The sequence below is a fragment of the Nitratireductor sp. GISD-1A_MAKvit genome, assembly GCF_040819555.1.
Classification (GTDB): Bacteria; Pseudomonadota; Alphaproteobacteria; order Rhizobiales; family Rhizobiaceae; genus Nitratireductor.
In genome coordinates this window covers 577058-592601 of the sequence record NZ_CP161920.1, presented here as the reverse complement: position 1 = coordinate 592601, position 15544 = coordinate 577058, and the positions used below count along the sequence as shown (strand labels likewise).

10 protein-coding genes and 2 pseudogenes are annotated in these 15544 nt (G+C 60.3%); 3 read left to right on the top strand and 9 right to left on the bottom strand.

Going from position 1 to position 15544, the window contains the following annotated elements; all coding sequences use genetic code 11:
* Nucleotides 1-17: 17 nt before the first annotated feature.
* The gene (locus tag AB2N04_RS04125; RefSeq protein ID WP_367717245.1) at nucleotides 18-4802 is read right to left on the bottom strand and encodes an NAD-glutamate dehydrogenase; all 4785 of its coding nucleotides are present in this window, start codon (nucleotides 4800-4802) and stop codon (nucleotides 18-20) included.
* A 122-nt stretch (nucleotides 4803-4924) separates the two neighbouring features.
* On the opposite strand from AB2N04_RS04125, the gene AB2N04_RS04120 reads away from it, so the two are divergent.
* A complete protein-coding gene (locus AB2N04_RS04120) occupies nucleotides 4925-5506 on the top strand; it encodes a peroxidase-related enzyme (RefSeq protein ID WP_367717244.1) in 582 nt (193 codons plus the stop codon).
* A 23-nt stretch (nucleotides 5507-5529) separates the two neighbouring features.
* Here the strand turns inward: AB2N04_RS04120 and AB2N04_RS04115 are convergent, their stop codons facing one another.
* On the bottom strand, nucleotides 5530-6078 hold the full coding sequence (locus AB2N04_RS04115) for a L,D-transpeptidase (RefSeq protein WP_367717242.1): 549 nt from the start codon (nucleotides 6076-6078) through the stop codon (nucleotides 5530-5532).
* 156 nt (nucleotides 6079-6234) lie between these two features.
* Between AB2N04_RS04115 and AB2N04_RS04110 the strand changes: the two are divergent.
* Both AB2N04_RS04110 and AB2N04_RS04105 read left to right on the top strand, forming a co-directional pair.
* Nucleotides 6235-6919, top strand: a pseudogene (locus AB2N04_RS04110) (response regulator transcription factor).
* A gap of 55 nt (nucleotides 6920-6974) precedes the next feature.
* Nucleotides 6975-7430: a cyclic nucleotide-binding domain-containing protein gene (locus AB2N04_RS04105; protein WP_367717240.1), complete on the top strand. Its 456-nt coding sequence runs from the start codon at nucleotides 6975-6977 to the stop codon at nucleotides 7428-7430.
* A gap of 87 nt (nucleotides 7431-7517) precedes the next feature.
* Here the strand turns inward: AB2N04_RS04105 and AB2N04_RS04100 are convergent, their stop codons facing one another.
* From AB2N04_RS04100 to tesB, 7 genes and pseudogenes are all read right to left on the bottom strand, one after another.
* Complete coding sequence (locus AB2N04_RS04100) at nucleotides 7518-8327, bottom strand: exodeoxyribonuclease III (RefSeq protein ID WP_367717239.1); 810 nt, start codon at nucleotides 8325-8327, stop codon at nucleotides 7518-7520.
* Between the two features lie 135 nt (nucleotides 8328-8462).
* Nucleotides 8463-9083, bottom strand: coding sequence for a LysE family translocator (locus AB2N04_RS04095; RefSeq protein WP_367717238.1), 621 nt, complete (start codon nucleotides 9081-9083; stop codon nucleotides 8463-8465).
* A 156-nt stretch (nucleotides 9084-9239) separates the two neighbouring features.
* On the bottom strand, nucleotides 9240-9821 hold the full coding sequence (locus tag AB2N04_RS04090; RefSeq protein WP_367718730.1) for an outer membrane lipoprotein carrier protein LolA: 582 nt from the start codon (nucleotides 9819-9821) through the stop codon (nucleotides 9240-9242).
* A gap of 157 nt (nucleotides 9822-9978) precedes the next feature.
* Nucleotides 9979-12517, bottom strand: a pseudogene (locus tag AB2N04_RS04085) (DNA translocase FtsK 4TM domain-containing protein).
* A 209-nt stretch (nucleotides 12518-12726) separates the two neighbouring features.
* Nucleotides 12727-14070 (bottom strand): ammonium transporter, encoded by a 1344-nt coding sequence (amt, locus tag AB2N04_RS04080; RefSeq protein ID WP_367717237.1) that lies wholly within the window; start codon nucleotides 14068-14070, stop codon nucleotides 12727-12729.
* Between the two features lie 28 nt (nucleotides 14071-14098).
* Nucleotides 14099-14437, bottom strand: coding sequence for a P-II family nitrogen regulator (locus AB2N04_RS04075; protein WP_367717235.1), 339 nt, complete (start codon nucleotides 14435-14437; stop codon nucleotides 14099-14101).
* Between the two features lie 218 nt (nucleotides 14438-14655).
* Entirely contained in the window at nucleotides 14656-15522 is an 867-nt protein-coding gene (tesB, locus tag AB2N04_RS04070; RefSeq protein ID WP_367717233.1) for an acyl-CoA thioesterase II, read from the bottom strand.
* Between the last annotated feature and the right edge of the window lie 22 nt (nucleotides 15523-15544).

The following is a 15544-nucleotide window of genomic DNA, read 5'->3' as shown; positions in this document are numbered from 1 at the left end:
TCGGAACCCCGGCAAGATCAGACACTCAGATCGCTCATCAGGCCGGAGGCCACGGTAAGGCGCGAAACGCTGATCTCACCGCCCTCCACGAGAGACTGTAGCCTGTCGCGGACCCGAACCACATGCTCGCCGCCGGCCTCAACCCACTGTTCGGCCGGATCGTCCTCCTTGCCATATTTGGTGAGTGCCGCGATCGTCATGCCGCGTCGCGCCGCGCTGATCATGTCGGTCGCGCGGAAAAGCGCCAGCCCGTCATAATAGTCCGAGGGCACGATCGTGTGCGCTGCATCCTCAATGCGCCCGATGCGGAACGCGTCGGTAACACCGAAGAAGGCTTTCGCGGCCTTTTCCAGAGGCGCACCCGCCTTCTCCGCCACCAGCTCGATATCCGGCACCATCTCCGCAACCGAAAGGAAGGCCAGTTTCTTTGCCAGATCCTCCGGCGCGCCAATAGCCACGAGCTTCGCACGCCGGCTTTCCAGACGCTCGCGCATGAAGGCCGGCAGCATCGGCATCAGCTTGCCTTCCAGCGCCTTGCGCGCTGCCCGCAGCCGGTCGATCCGCGCGCCGACGGTTTCCTTTTCGCTGTCGTTCTTGAGCTGCCAGGAGGTCGCCGAATAGATCAGACGCCAGACGATCTGATAGAGGTCGAGCTGCGCCATGCCATCGATCTGGTTGTCCAGCGCGTCGATGGCCCTGTAGATTCTGCGCAGTTCAAATCCCTCACGCACCACGGCAAAGGCGGCGACGATGTCGGCTGCCGGTCGCCCTGTCAGGTCCTGAAGTCGCGTCACGAAGCTCGGTCCGCCGCGGTTGATCACGTCATTGGCCAGTTCCGTGGCAATGATTTCGCGCTTCAGCCGGTGCGAACGGATTTCGCTTTCGTATTTCTTCGCCATGCGGCTTGGGAAATAGCCAAACAGGTCCTCCTCCAGATGCGGCGCGTCGGGCACCTTGCTGGCAACGATCTCGTCAAACAGCACGATCTTCGCATAGGCAAGCAGCACGCCCACTTCGGCGCGGGTCAGTGGCTCACCGCGGCTTTCCCGGTCGGCCAGCTCCTGCGGCCCCGGCAAAAATTCCACCGTGCGGTCAAGCAGCCCGCGCTGTTCGAGCAGGGTCATCATGCGCGCCTGATGCGGCATTTCCGGCATGCCGCGCTTCTGCACCTGCGAGATCGCCAGCGTCTGCTGATAGTTGTTGGCGAGAACCAGCTCGGCAACCTCATCCGTCATCTCGGCCAGAAGCTTGTCGCGCGCTGGCCGCGCCAGCGCGCCTGAGCGCATGGCTGCCGCCAGAGCAATCTTGATGTTCACCTCCACGTCGGAGGAGTTCACGCCGGCAGAGTTGTCGATGGCATCGGAGTTGCAGCGCCCGCCATGCTGGCCAAACTCGATGCGTGCCAGCTGTGTCATGCCCAGATTGGCGCCCTCACCGATCACCTTGGCTCCCACCTCACGCGCGGTCACGCGGATGGAATCATTGGCGCGGTCTCCCACCTCCTGATTGCTTTCAGTGTGCGCGCGCACATAGGTGCCGATGCCGCCGAACCAGAGCAGGTCGACCGGCGCCTTCAGGATCGCGGTCATGATCTCGGTCGGAGAGGCTGTCGTCTTGTCGAGCCCGATGGCATCGGCTGCCGCCTTGCTGAGCGTGATCGACTTCTGCGCACGCGAAACGATGATGCCGCCCTTGGAGAGCTTGCTCGTGTCATAGTCCTGCCAGCTTGAACGTCCCATGTCGAAGAGACGCTTGCGTTCGGCATAGGAAACTGCCGGGTCGGGATCCGGATCGATGAAGATGTCCCGATGATCGAACGCCGCCACCACCTTCGTGCAGGTGGAAAGCAGCATGCCATTGCCGAACACGTCGCCCGACATGTCACCAACACCAACGGCGGTGAAAGGCTCCGACTGGATGTCACGGTTCATTTCGCGGAAATGCCGTTTCACGGCTTCCCACGCGCCCCGCGCGGTGATGCCCATCTTCTTGTGGTCATAGCCGGCGGAACCGCCTGAGGCAAAAGCATCGTCGAGCCAGAAATCATGCGCCTGGCTGATCGCATTTGCCGTGTCGGAGAAGGTCGCCGTTCCCTTGTCGGCGGCCACCACGAAATACGGGTCGTTGCCGTCATGGCGCACAACGCCTTCGGGTGGCATCACCTTGTCACCGTCCAGATTGTCGGTGATCGACAGAAGGCTGGAGATGAAATTGATATAGGCCGCGCGTCCTGCCTCGAAGACCTCCTGACGGGTGCCGTTCTCCGGCAGCCGGCGCGGGTAGAACCCACCCTTCGCACCCACGGGAACGATCACGGCGTTCTTCACCTGCTGGGCTTTGACGAGACCCAGAACCTCGGTGCGATAGTCCTGCGCCCGGTCAGACCAGCGCAGACCGCCACGCGCCACCGGTCCAAACCGCAGGTGAACACCTTCCACTTCCGGCCCATAGACGAAAATCTCGCGCCAAGGCCGCGGCTGCGGCAGCCCCGTGATGGCGCGTGAATCGAATTTCAGCGCCAGTGAGCGAACCGTTTCATCGCTCTTTGGCCGATAGTGGTTCGTACGCAGCGTTGCCTCGATCAGGTTCAACAGCCGCCGGATGATCGTGTCGTCGTCCAGATTCGGCACCGCATCGAGATCCGCTTCGATCGCGTTTTTGACCGCCTGCGTCTCGTCACGTGTCCCCGCATCACCGGCCTTCGCCGGATCGAAGCGCAGAACGAAAAGCTCAAACAGCTTGCGCGCGATAAGCGGGTAGCGGTTCATCGTTGCCGCGATGAAGTCCTGGCTCTGCGGAATGCTCGCCTGATGCAGGAACCGGCTGTAAGCGCGCAGGATCGCAATTTCGTCGACGCGCAGGCGCGCCGTCTGCGCAAGCGCGTTCAGGCGATCATTGTCGTGCTCTCCGCGCCAGACCGAGAGAAAGAGTTCCTCGAAGAGCGCCCCCTTGTCGGAAAGGTCAATCGCCCCGTCAAAAGCGTTTTCGAGCGCCATGTCATGGATGAATATCTGCGCGCTGCCTTCGTCATCGGCGTCGCCGATCTCGAAAGTGCGCTCCGAGATAACACGAAATCCCATGTTTTCGAGCAGGGGGACACGCTCCGTCAGCGGAACCGGAGTTCCGTGGTGATAGATCTTCAGCGCAGCCTGCGTTTCTCCCTGGTCCTCATAGCGATGAAAATCGATCGCAATCGGATTGTCGTCCGAGAGTTTTGCCATGCGCTCGGCATCGATCAGGGCCGTTTCAGCGGAAAATCCATTGCGATAGCTCTCAGGGAAAGCCGCTGCAACGCCTGCGAGTCTGCGATCAGCCCCGGTCTCTTCCAGAGCCTCCTGCAGGGCATCGTCCCAGGTTCGCACGATCTTGCGAATGCCCGCCTCAAGCGTCTCCGTATCGATGCGCGGCGTCTTCCCGCCGGACCGGCCGATAATGAAATGCACACGTGCCAGTGTGCCTTCAGGGAAGGCCGGATAATAGGCTGATACCCGCCCCTTGAAGACGGTCTTGAGATAGTTGCCGATCTCGATACGAACCTGTGAATCGTATCGGTCCCGCGGCACGAAGACGATCACGGAAACGAACCGGTCGAACTGGTCGATACGGTAAAGCGCCCTGACACGCGGGCGCTCGCCGAGCGCCAGTATCGCTTCCGCATGCTTGCGCAGGATCGGCAGACCAATCTGGAAAAGCTCGTCGCGCGGATAGGATTCAAGCACGTTGATCAGCGCCTTGCCCGAATGGTCGGTCGGGGCAAAACCGGATTTTGCAATCACCGCCTCGGCCTTGGACCGCAGATACGGGATCTTCATAACCGAGCGCGTGTAGGCGGTGGAGGTGAACAGGCCGACAATGCGCAGTTCACCCGTCAGCTTGCCTTTTTCGTCAAATGTCTTGATGCCGATATAGTCGAGATAGGCGCGGCGGTGGACCACCGATTTGGCGTTCGCCTTGGTGACGATGAACGGATCGGGACCGTGCAGGAAGGCACGGATCTCCGGGGTGGTGGAGACCACCTCATTGCCACGCCGCAGAACAAGCACGTTGGGGTCGGCCAGAATGCCCAGACCCTTCTTGTTCGCCCGTTCCAGCGTACCGCTTTCCTCGCCGCCCGAATACCGGAATTCACGCATGCCGAGGAAGGTGAAATTGTCGTCGCGCAGCCATTCAAGAAACGCGATGGCCTCGGCAACCGCATCCTTTTCGAGAGGCACCGGCGCATAGCGCAGTTCGGTGATCTGCTGGTCGAGCCGGGCAAGCATCGGCTTCCAGTCGACCACGGCAGCCCGCACCTGCTTCAGCGTTTCATTGAGACGGTTTTCCAGTTCACTGCACTGTTCGTCCGACATCTTGGGCAGATGAACATGGATCAGGCTGATCTTGTCTTCATCGGCGCCCACCTTCGTGTTGGCGGCATCGCCGATGATTTCTTCAACGCCCTTCTTGTTGTGCCTGACCACAAGAACCGGATGTACCACAAGCAGCGCCTCGGCGCCGATGTCGCTCAGTTCACCCAGAACCGAATCGAACAGGAACGGCATGTTGTCGTTGACGACGGTCAGAAGGCTCACCGCGCGGCCAAGCCGCTCCACCCCGGTTGCGCTGTCAATCCGGACCACGCTGGTCCCAGGCTTGTGAGCCCTGATCGCCGCATCCGCCTCTTCTGCCGCGCGCAACAGCGCGGCATTGTCATAGGGGCGCAGGTCCTCCGCCGGCGTACGTGCTTCAATGATCTCATGAAGGAGCGCCCCCTTCGGCGCGCTCTTTTTTGCAGCCTTGGAGGTCTTTGCTTTGGCTACCATGCCGAAAATCCCTGTTGGTTGACCAAACTGGCCCATCGTATTCAGACAAAAGCGGTTTGACGACCCGTCATTCCGTCGCCACCCTGTATAAATTCCATTCCTACCGAAAGGGTGTCCGCATCATGACGAAACCAGTCACGGCACTGCATTTTCCCCCGCTGGAGACACTGAGTGACGAAACCCGCGCCTATTTCGAGAAATGCGAGGAGAAGCTCGGTCTCGTTCCCAATGTTCTGCGTGCCTATGCTTTCGACGAGAACAAGCTCAGAGCCTTCACACAGTTCTACAACGACCTGATGCTGAGCGAGTCGGGCCTGTCGAAGCTTGAGCGCGAAATGATCGCCGTTGCAGTGTCGAGCGTGAACCACTGCTTCTACTGCCTGACCGCGCACGGTGCGGCCGTCCGCCAGCTCTCCGGCGACCCGGTGCTGGGCGAGCTCATGGTCATGAACTACCGCGCCGCGAAGCTGGATCCACGTCAGAAAGCCATGCTGGATTTCGCCGTCAAGCTGACCGAGAGCCCGGCAAAAATCGAAGAAGCGGACCGGCAGGCGCTGCGCGATGCCGGGTTTTCCGAACGCGACATCTGGGACATCGCCGCCGTGACCAGCTTCTTCAACATGTCGAACCGCATGGCCGCCGCCGTCGACATGCACCCCAACGAGGAATACCACGCCATGGCGCGCGAGCCGGCCTGCGACTGATCGGCAGGGAAGTTGCGGTCGGGCTAGCGATGGATTCTGATTCGCGTCCGGGGGCCGATCAGCGGCAGAATGCGCGCCATCGCCAGAGGCGCGACAGCGATGCAGCCCTCGGTGGGAGGAAAACCGGGCCTGGCAATGTGAAAAAAGATGGCGCTCCCCCGATTGCGGATCGCCGGGCGCATGTTCCAGTCAGACACCATGCAGACATCGTAGAGGCGGTCCTGGCGTGCCATCCGTTCGTGGCTGGTCGGGTAGGGAAGCCGCACCGGTCGATTGTAGTTGCGGTCGCCGGGCGCGTCACACCACCCGTCGCGCGCGTCGATGGGGGCAAGCCGGAACCGGCTGCCGGGAGGGCCGGAAGGCGACCTGTCTGCACGAAAATATCCATGAAGCAGTCGCAAATCGCCTATCGGTGTGGCGCCGTCCCCTTCGCGTTTCAGCATCGAGGTGCCCGTTCTCCCGAGCGCACATCGAACGACCAGAGGCCCCACCGTCATCAACCCCTCGGTGGGCTTTCCCGGCCTGCGACGAACCTCGATCAGCCCAATAGGTTTGCCGGCTTTACACTGCATCTTGAGGAAAACCCCTCTGTCAGCTTACGTTAAATTGATTGGAACAAATGTTCGCCATGGTGTTTGCGCACTGCTAGGCTTTGCATAAAGCCGGAACGGTCGAAACTGCAATTCCGTTTGAATCAGCAGCCTCTTTCCTGGATAGTGGATCTAATCATGACGTCACGCACCATCCTAATCGTCGATGATGACGAAGACCTGAGAACCACACTCGTCGAGCAGTTGTCGCTCTATGAGGAATTCGACATTCTTCAGGAAGACACGGCAACCAAGGGCATCCAGTCCGCCCGCAACGCGATTGTCGATCTGCTGATCATGGATGTGGGACTTCCGGATATGGATGGGCGTGAAGCGGTCAAGCTTCTGCGCAAGGGCGGCTATCGCGCTCCGATCATCATGCTGACGGCGCAGGACACCGATTCGGATACGATCCTGGGCCTTGAGGCCGGTGCCAATGATTACGTCACCAAGCCTTTCCGCTTTGCGGTGCTTCTCGCCCGCATCCGCACGCAGCTGCGCCAGCACGAGCAGAGTGAGGATGCCACCTTTGCCGTGGGGGCCCTACACGTTCAAGCCCTCGCAGAAACTTCTCATCGACGAGAACGGCGGCAAGATCCGCCTGACGGAGAAGGAATCCGCAATCATCAAATACCTTTATCGCGCCGAACAGAAAGTGGTGACCCGCGATGTCCTTCTCGAAGAGGTCTGGGGATACAATTCCGGCGTCACCACCCACACGCTCGAGACCCATGTCTACCGTCTGCGGCAAAAGATCGAGCGCGATCCTTCCAAAGCTGAAATTCTTGTGACAGAAAGCGGTGGTTATAAGCTCGTTCCGTGAGACTGCGCCATGAAGGCGTTCGTGATTCGCCGGGAACGGGTCGGGGACGACGTCAATGGCGCTGGACGATGACATTCGCGTTCTGTCCGGTGTGGGTCTTTTTGAAGGGTTCACGCGCGAGCAGTTGCGCCTCCTGGCCTTCGGCGCCGAAAGCATATCGCTTTCCGCCGGACGGGAGATCTTTGCCGAAGGCGCCCTTGCCGACTGCGCGTTCGTCATCGCCTCTGGAAGCGTTGTTCTGTATACCGAATATGACGATCAGCGTCAGATTCTCGAGCGCCTGGAAACAGGCGACATGATCGGCGAATTCGCTCTCATTGCCGAAAGCCGCCGCATCTCCGGAGCGATGACCGAGAACGAAACGCGGTTGATCCGGATCAACCGGTCCAGCTTTCACCGCATTCTCGAAGAGTTCCCTGAAACAGCCATGCGCCTGCATCGGCGAATTGCCGACAACCTGCAATCGATGATCGAGCGGCTGGAAAAAATCGCTGCGCGGCTGCCCGATTGATTCGGCGCGAAACGCGCTCGTTCGACCGCGTTCTTCCCGAAAAGAACCCGTTTTCCCGAAAATGGAGTCAAATTCGGGAAAACCCGTTCAGTCGAAATCAAACCCGGCAATGACAGGCACATGATCCGATGGACGGTCCCATCCACGCGCCTCTCGCAGCACTTCGATCCGGTTGAGAGCGGGCGAAAGACCGGGCGAAGACCAGATATGGTCCAGCCTGCGGCCGCGATCGGAAAGAGCCCAGTCCCTGGCGCGGTAGCTCCACCAGGTAAAGATCTTTTCTTCCGGTGGAATTTTCTGGCGCATCAGGTCCACCCAGCCGCCTTCCCGACGCAGCCTTTCAAGGCCCTCGGTTTCTACAGGCGTATGGCTGACCACCTTGAGAAGCTGTTTGTGTGACCAGACATCCGTTTCGAGTGGCGCGATGTTGAGATCGCCGACGAGAATTGACCCCGAATTGCCGTCTTCCTCCGCCCTGATCGCATGCATCTCGGCCAGAAAGTCGAGTTTGTGACGGAACTTCGGGTTAATCTCCGGATCCGGTTCGTCGCCTCCGGCGGGCACATAGAAATTGTGCAGAAGCACGGACCGGCCGGACCCAGCTTCGACCGAAACCGAAATGTGGCGACTGTCCCCCATGCCGCAAAATTCCCGCTTTTCCACGAGTTTCAGCGGGCGGCGGGCGATGGTGGCAACACCGTGATATCCCTTCTGGCCATGGATCGCCATGTGCTCGTAGCCCGCCTTGCGAAATGCAGCCGCGGGAAACTGGTCGTCGGCACACTTGGTTTCCTGCAGGCAAAGGACATCCGGGCTGTAGCGCTCGAGAAACTGCTCGACAAGCGGCATGCGCAGACGAACGGAATTGATGTTCCAGGTAGCGATGGTGAAGGGCATGGGAGTTTCCGGGACGATTGCTTGCAGGAAGCGCAAACCTGCCCGGAACCCGGAACGAAGACAAGCGCAACGGCACGCAGGAAGGGAAAAGACCAGCCTGTCCACAGCCCGTGAGACCGGTCCATGCGCCGATCTTTACCTCGAAAGAAGAATGCGCAGGCCGGCCGCTCCGAAGGTCAGGGCGAACAGTCCCTCAAACCACCTCTTTAACCTGAGATACGCCTTCATAACCCCCGGTATGGAAAGCAGCAGTGCGTAGCCATGCAAAATGACCATGGTCTGCGAACTCACAGCCACGACGACGACCGCCAACCAGAAGGGGGAAACATCCGCAGGAAGCCCCAGCGCATAAAGAGCACCAAGAAACAGGATCGCTTTGGGATTTGTGAGATGAATCGCGAGCCCGGTCCAATACGCCGAGCGCAGAGACACCGGCGCCGCGACGGGCCCGCTGTCTGCTCCCCTGGAGAACATGGACCTGACGGACTTGTATGCGAGATAGAGCAGGTATCCTGATCCCGCATAACGGAACATCTCGAAAAACACCTGGTTGGCCGCCAGCAAAGCGCCAAGGCCCAGAGCGGCGCAGATACCGAGAACAAGAGACCCTGTTGTCATGCCGGAGGCGAGTGCCAGTCCGCTTCGTCTCCCGGCGCTCATTGACGTTTTCGCAATGGCCAGGGTGCCCGGCCCGGGACTTGCGACGGCCACAAAAGCCGCCCCCAGAATCAGCGGAAGGTTTAGGCTGTCATCCATGCGCTTTCCCCCGGTTAAAAGGTCCTGCGGGGAGCGAAACCGAACGGTTTCAGGAAAGCAAGTGCCAGCAGTCCTGCCGATGAGGGCCAGCCACGGGCGGCCAACATCGGCAGGACTGGCATAAATGGGCGTGCGGCCAGCGACACCTCAAATGATTCAGCGGCTGTTTCGGCTCATCTCGTCGACGCGGCGATAATCGATCTTGAAGACACTGGGATCGAAGGTCACGCCCTGTTCGACATTGAAAATCATCACTGTTGTGTCCTTGCCCTGCGCGTCGGTGATGGTCCATTGCCGCAGGTCGTAGGAGTTCGTATCGAACATCATGGTGATGGTGGAATTGCCGAAGATCGACTTGTCGGCCATCTTGATGGTCGTCAGGTCGTCATCCTGACGCACCGTCTGAACCCTGTCGCCGGAAAGGTCGATGCGTTCATCGAGAAGCAGTTTCAGCGGCGTCTTTGACAGAGGGTAGAGATCCGCCGTGTTGAGCTTCTTGTTCATGATGACCACGGAACTGCCATCGGACGTCACGCGGAAGCCGGAAGGCTCTTCATAGTCGAAGCGAATCTTACCGGGACGCTCGATATAGAACTTGCCGCCGGTCTGCTCGCCGCGCGGACCGAATTGCACAAATTCGCCCATCATGGTGCGGACGCTGGAAAAATGCGCCGCGATCTGATCGCTCTGTGCCGCATGAGCTGCAAGGGGTGTGGCACACAAAGCGCCGACTGCCATCACCGCGATGGCAGCGCGCTTCGCCAGAAAGTCGGTTACCCGAAAAATCATCGTGTTCGATCTCCACTTTTGCCCATTTGAATTAGCCATTCAGTAGGGCCGAAATTTGGCTGTTGTGAAACGAACCCCCGCAGAGCCGGTTCCCGCGCTCTCCCAATCACACCTCATCCTGTTCTGTTGGCACGAGTATCTCGCGCTTTCCGGCATGGTTGGCGGGGCCGACAATGCCCTCTTCCTCCATGCGCTCGATAATAGATGCCGCTCGGTTGTAACCAATGCCGAGCCGGCGCTGAATGTAACTGGTCGATGCTTTGCCATCGCGCAGCACAACGGCCACTGCCTGATCGTATGGATCCTCGGAATCCCCAAGGTTGCCGCTGCCACCGGAACCCGAATTGCCGGATCCGCCGTCGCCTTCCTCATCATCCTCGGTAACGGCATCGAGATAATCGGGAACACCCTGCATTTTCAGGTGATTGACGATGCTCTCGACCTCTCCGTCGGAGACGAACGGACCGTGGACGCGCTGTATACGCCCGCCACCGGCCATATAGAGCATGTCGCCCATGCCCAGAAGCTGCTCGGCGCCCTGCTCTCCCAGAATGGTGCGGCTGTCGATTTTCGACGTCACCTGGAAGGAGATGCGGGTCGGGAAATTGGCCTTGATCGTGCCCGTGATGACGTCCACCGAGGGACGCTGCGTGGCCATGATGACGTGGATACCGGCGGCGCGTGCCATCTGCGCCAGGCGCTGCACGGCGCCCTCGATGTCCTTGCCGGCAACCATCATCAGATCGGCCATCTCGTCGATGATGACGACGATGAAGGGCATCGGCTCGAGATCCAGATCCTCGCTCTCGTAGATCGCCTCACCCGTCTCGCGGTCGAAGCCGGTCTGGACGGTGCGCTTGATCGTCTCGCCCTTCTTCTTGGCGGCGACGACACGCTGGTTGAAGCCCTCGATGTTGCGCACGCCGACCTTGGACATCTTGCGGTAGCGGTCTTCCATCTCCCGCACAGTCCATTTGAGCGCGACGACGGCTTTCTTGGGATCGGTCACGACCGGTGTGAGCAGATGCGGGATGCCATCATAGATGGACAGTTCCAGCATTTTTGGATCGATCATGATCAGGCGGCACTGATCGGGCGTCATGCGATAAAGCAGCGACAGGATCATGGTGTTGATGGCGACCGACTTACCGGAACCGGTGGTACCCGCCACCAGAAGGTGAGGCATTTTTGCAAGGTCAGCGATGACCGCTTCGCCATTGATGGTCTTGCCGAGCGAAAGCGCCAGTTTTGCCTTGCTCGCCTCAAAATCGCGGCTGGCAAGAAGCTCACGCAGATAAACCGTCTCGCGCGTGGAATTCGGCAGTTCGATGCCGATGGCGTTGCGGCCCGGAACCACGGCCACACGGGCTGCTATGGCGCTCATGGAGCGGGCAATATCGTCTGCAAGGCCGATGACGCGCGAGGATTTGATGCCGGGTGCGGGCTCCAGCTCGTAAAGCGTGACCACCGGGCCGGGGCGCACATGGATAATCTCGCCCTTGACGCCGAAATCCTCCAGAACGCCTTCGAGAAGTCGGGCGTTCTGTTCCAGCGCTTCCCTGGAGAGCGAGGGATCCTTTGTGGAGGTCTTCGGCTCTGCAAGGAGATGCAGCTCGGGCAGTTCGAATGTTCCGCTGTCGAGGAAAGAGGGCTGTGCCTCGCGGCGAACACGTGCGCCTTCTGCAGGCCGCGGGGCGGGGTTTTCCACGCGCTTCGGCGCGGGAGCAGCCACCGCCTGGCGCTGCGTTGCGGCGTCCGGACGTGGTGCCGGCGCATCGACCTCCGGCTCGACCCGCACACGCGGCGCTGCCGGCGCCTCCTCGAAACCCGGTTCGACACGTGCATCCATGTCGAAGTCGTCGAACTGGTTGTCCTCATCACTCTCAGCCAGATGGGCCTGGCGGGTGCTGCGCATGCCGGAACGCATGAGATTGCGACGGAAGAAGGCACAGAAGGAAAGCCACCAGTGCACCATGTAACCAAGAATGACCGAACCGCCGCTTTCGTCATCCTCGTCGAACGTCTCGAAAGGTGCTTCCTCTTCCTCCTCGGCGAAATTCTCGAACTCGGGCCGAGAGACAAGGGCCTGCGCCGAATGCAAGCAGCCAGCCAGCCGGAGCAGTCAGCAGCGCTGCAATCACGAAACCCGTGAAACCTCGCGGATAGGAACCGATGAACTTTGCCGGGAGGGAGAGAATCATGTCACCCAGCACCCCACCGAGGCCGGTGGGCAGGGGCCATGTGGGTGGCGGGGCAAAAGCACCAACGATGCCAGCAGCCAGGACCGCCCCCAGAAACCACGCACCGGCACGCTTCACGCCGCGATCGATCTGACGCCCAAGCAGGAGCAGCGCGCCCCAGCAGACGGCAGGCACAAGGCCAATGAGCGCGGCAAGGCCGTAAAACTGCATGGCAAGATCGGAAAAAACCGCTCCGGGATACCCCATCGCATTGGTGACAGGATTGGCGGTGGCATGGCTGAAGCTTGGGTCGGCAACGTTCCAGGTGGCGAGCGCCGCCACTGCAAACGCCACGAAGGCGAGCAGCGCCAGTCCGCCCGCGCGTGCCGCCTGCCGACGCAGGAAAGCCTGCAGGCCGTAGCTGTTTTCATCCACCGCCAGGAATGCCGAAGACCCCGAACTCATGCGCACAATTCTCCGCTCGCGCGTTGCTTCTGACGCGAAACGCGCCGTGATGACTCGCCCTCGACCCTAACGAGCGGATGGTTAAGACGGCATTAACCATGGAGAGGTGGGCCGTAAATTCTCAAAGCATGAAAAAAGGGCCCGGCGAACCGGGCCCCTCAGGAAGGCAACCGGCCCGTGGACCGGTTGTCAGGCAAGCAGTCAGGCGATCAGCGCCCATGCATGGGCATGAACTCGGGATAGGCTTCGACGCCCACCTCGGCCACATCGAGACCGTTCATTTCGTCTTCGGCGCTCACCCGCAGGCCCATGGTCGACTTGAGGATCATCCAGACCACGAAGGACACGGCGAACGTGAAAACCCCATAAGCAACAATGCCGATCAACTGCACACCGAAGCTTGCATCGCTGTTGGTGAGCGGAACGGCGAGCGTGCCCCAGATGCCAGCGATGAGGTGCACCGGGATCGCGCCCACAACATCGTCGATCTTGAGCTTGTCGAGCAGCGGCACCGTGAGCACCACGATGATGCCGCCGACAGCGCCGATGACGATGGCCATGAACGGGCTCGGCGTGAGCGGCTCGGCGGTGATGGACACGAGCCCCGCCAGAGCGCCGTTCAAGACGAAGGTGATATCGACCTTCTTGTAGAGGATCTGCGTGAGGATCAGCGCAGCGACGACACCGGCAGCGGCAGCCAGATTGGTGTTGGCGAAGATGCGGCTGATATCGGACGCATCGGCATTGGAGCCCATGGCAAGCTGCGAGGCACCGTTGAAGCCGAACCAACCGAGCCAGAGAATGAACGTGCCAAGCGTGGCAAGCGCCATGTTGGAACCCGGAATGGGCGAAACCTTGCCGTCGGATGCGAATTTGCCATTGCGCGCACCAAGCAGAAGCGCTCCGGCCAGAGCCGCCCAGCCGCCCACGGAGTGAACCAGCGTGGAGCCGGCGAAATCCTGAAAGCCCATGGCGTCGAGCCAGCCGGCACCCCATTTCCACGAACCCGCGATCGGATAGATGAAGCCGGTGAGCACGACCACGAAGATGAGGAAGGGCCACAGCTTGATTCGCTCGGCCAGCGTGCCCGAAACGATGGAAGCGGCGGTGGCAACAAAAACCATCTGGAAGAACCAGTCGGAAGCGACGGAATAGTCGCCCTCATTGGCGGTGCCGGCCGCCGGCCAGCCATAAGGGGCGAAGGTGCCGATATAGCTCGACACATCCACATACATCAGGCTGTAACCCACCACCCAGTACATGATGCCGGCGATGGAATAGAGCGCGACGTTCTTTAAAAGCTGCATGGAGACATTCTTGGTGCGGACCATGCCCGCTTCAAGCATGGCAAAGCCGGCCGCCATCCACATGACCAGAAAACCACCCATGAGAAAGAGCAGCGTGTTGAAAATGAATGCTGTCTCTGAAGCCGAGGCAAATTCCGGAGCCGCCTCGGCGGCATCCTGAGCCAAAGCAGGATTGGACATGGCTGCAAGCGCAAACCCGCCCAGCGCCAACTGACCTGCGGCGCTCTTCAGTTTTGGATATTTCATCTGATTCTCCATCGGAATGTGCTGCCGCCTAAAGGGCTTCGACGCCGGATTCGCCGGTACGGATGCGCACCGCCCTGTCGAGATCGTGGACGAAAACCTTGCCGTCGCCGATCTGTCCGGTGCGGGCGGTCTCGACGATCGCCTCGACCACCTGATCGACCATGTCGGAATCGACCGCCACCTCGATCTTGACCTTGGGCAGGAAGGTCACGGCATATTCTGCGCCGCGATAGATTTCCGTGTGTCCTTTCTGTCGTCCATAGCCCTTAACCTCCGTGACGGTGAGGCCTTGGATGCCAAGACCGTTGAGCGCTTCGCGCACGGCCTCCAGCTTGAAGGGCTTGACGATTGCCATCACTATTTTCATGGCAGTTCACCTTTGCTGTTGCGGGATCCCGCGGGTTGCCTGCATCGCGCGAACCGCCATGCGGACCGCGACAGCATAGGTGAATCAAATGCCGTGCCAGTTTGACCTACAAGAACGCAAGTCCCTAAAAATAATAAGAAATCGGCGGCCTCACCTGAAACCTCAAGGGTTACGGGCGCGGTTATTTGATTAATTTATGAGCAAAATTAATATAATGCCTATTTCGTACGCAGGCGTACCAGTCCTTCCTGCGCAACCGACGCGACAAGCGTTCCGTCGGATGCATAGAGACTGCCGCGCGAGAAGCCGCGCGCGCCCTGTGCCGAGGGGCTGTCCTGCGTGTAAAGCAGCCAGTCGTCGAGCTTGCAGGGACGATGGAACCACATGGCATGATCGAGACTGGCCATCTGGATATCCGGATCGAAACCGTTTCGGCCGTGGGCGAAAGTCGAAGTGTCGAGCAGCGTCATATCGGAGAGATAGGCAAGCACAGCCGCCTGCAGCGCGCGATCGTCCGGCACCGGGCCGGTGGTCCGGATCCAGACATCCTGGCGCGGCGGGAGCTTGTCCCGGCTGGTATAGTGTTCGATGATGACGGGGCGCACCTCTATGGGACGCTCGCGCGCCCAGTAGCGACGGATATTTTCCGGCACGCGTTCGCCGAACTCGGCAAGAAACTCACGCTGGGTGCGCAGCTCGTCTGGTGGGGTGACGCCTTCGGGCATTTCGATCTGGTGATCGAGGCCAGGCTCCTCTTTCTGGAAGGAGGCGGAAAGCGAAAATATGGCGTGGCCATGCTGAATGGCAACCACGCGGCGTGTGGTGAAGCTGCCGCCATCGCGGATGCGGTCCACCTCGTAGATGATCGGCACCGCGGGATCGCCGGGCCGCATGAAGTAGCAATGGAGCGAGTGAACATGGCGCGCGGCATCGACGGTGCGCTGGGCGGCGACGAGCGCCTGCCCGATGACCTGCCCGCCGAAAACGCGCTGCCACGCCGATTGAGGGCTGCGACCACGAAACAGATTGTGTTCGAGCGTCTCAAGATCGAGTATGGCAAGCAGGTCTTGCATGGCCGACGACATGAACGGGCTCCCTCCGGCAGCA

Excerpts from the sequence above, each read along its gene's own strand:
- amt (WP_367717237.1), bottom strand. The coding sequence starts at position 14,070 with ATGAAATATCCAAAACTGAAGAGCGCCGCAGGTCAGTTGGCGCTGGGC.
- AB2N04_RS04095 (WP_367717238.1), bottom strand. The coding sequence starts at position 9,083 with ATGGATGACAGCCTAAACCTTCCGCTGATTCTGGGGGCGGCTTTTGTG.
- AB2N04_RS04090 (WP_367718730.1), bottom strand. The coding sequence starts at position 9,821 with ATGGCAGTCGGCGCTTTGTGTGCCACACCCCTTGCAGCTCATGCGGCA.
- AB2N04_RS04100 (WP_367717239.1), bottom strand. The coding sequence starts at position 8,327 with ATGCCCTTCACCATCGCTACCTGGAACATCAATTCCGTTCGTCTGCGC.
- AB2N04_RS04115 (WP_367717242.1), bottom strand. The coding sequence starts at position 6,078 with ATGCAGTGTAAAGCCGGCAAACCTATTGGGCTGATCGAGGTTCGTCGC.
- AB2N04_RS04075 (WP_367717235.1), bottom strand. The coding sequence starts at position 14,437 with ATGAAAATAGTGATGGCAATCGTCAAGCCCTTCAAGCTGGAGGCCGTG.
- AB2N04_RS04105 (WP_367717240.1), top strand. The coding sequence starts at position 6,975 with ATGGCGCTGGACGATGACATTCGCGTTCTGTCCGGTGTGGGTCTTTTT.
- AB2N04_RS04125 (WP_367717245.1), bottom strand. The coding sequence starts at position 4,802 with ATGGTAGCCAAAGCAAAGACCTCCAAGGCTGCAAAAAAGAGCGCGCCG.
- AB2N04_RS04120 (WP_367717244.1), top strand. The coding sequence starts at position 4,925 with ATGACGAAACCAGTCACGGCACTGCATTTTCCCCCGCTGGAGACACTG.
- tesB (WP_367717233.1), bottom strand. The coding sequence starts at position 15,522 with ATGTCGTCGGCCATGCAAGACCTGCTTGCCATACTCGATCTTGAGACG.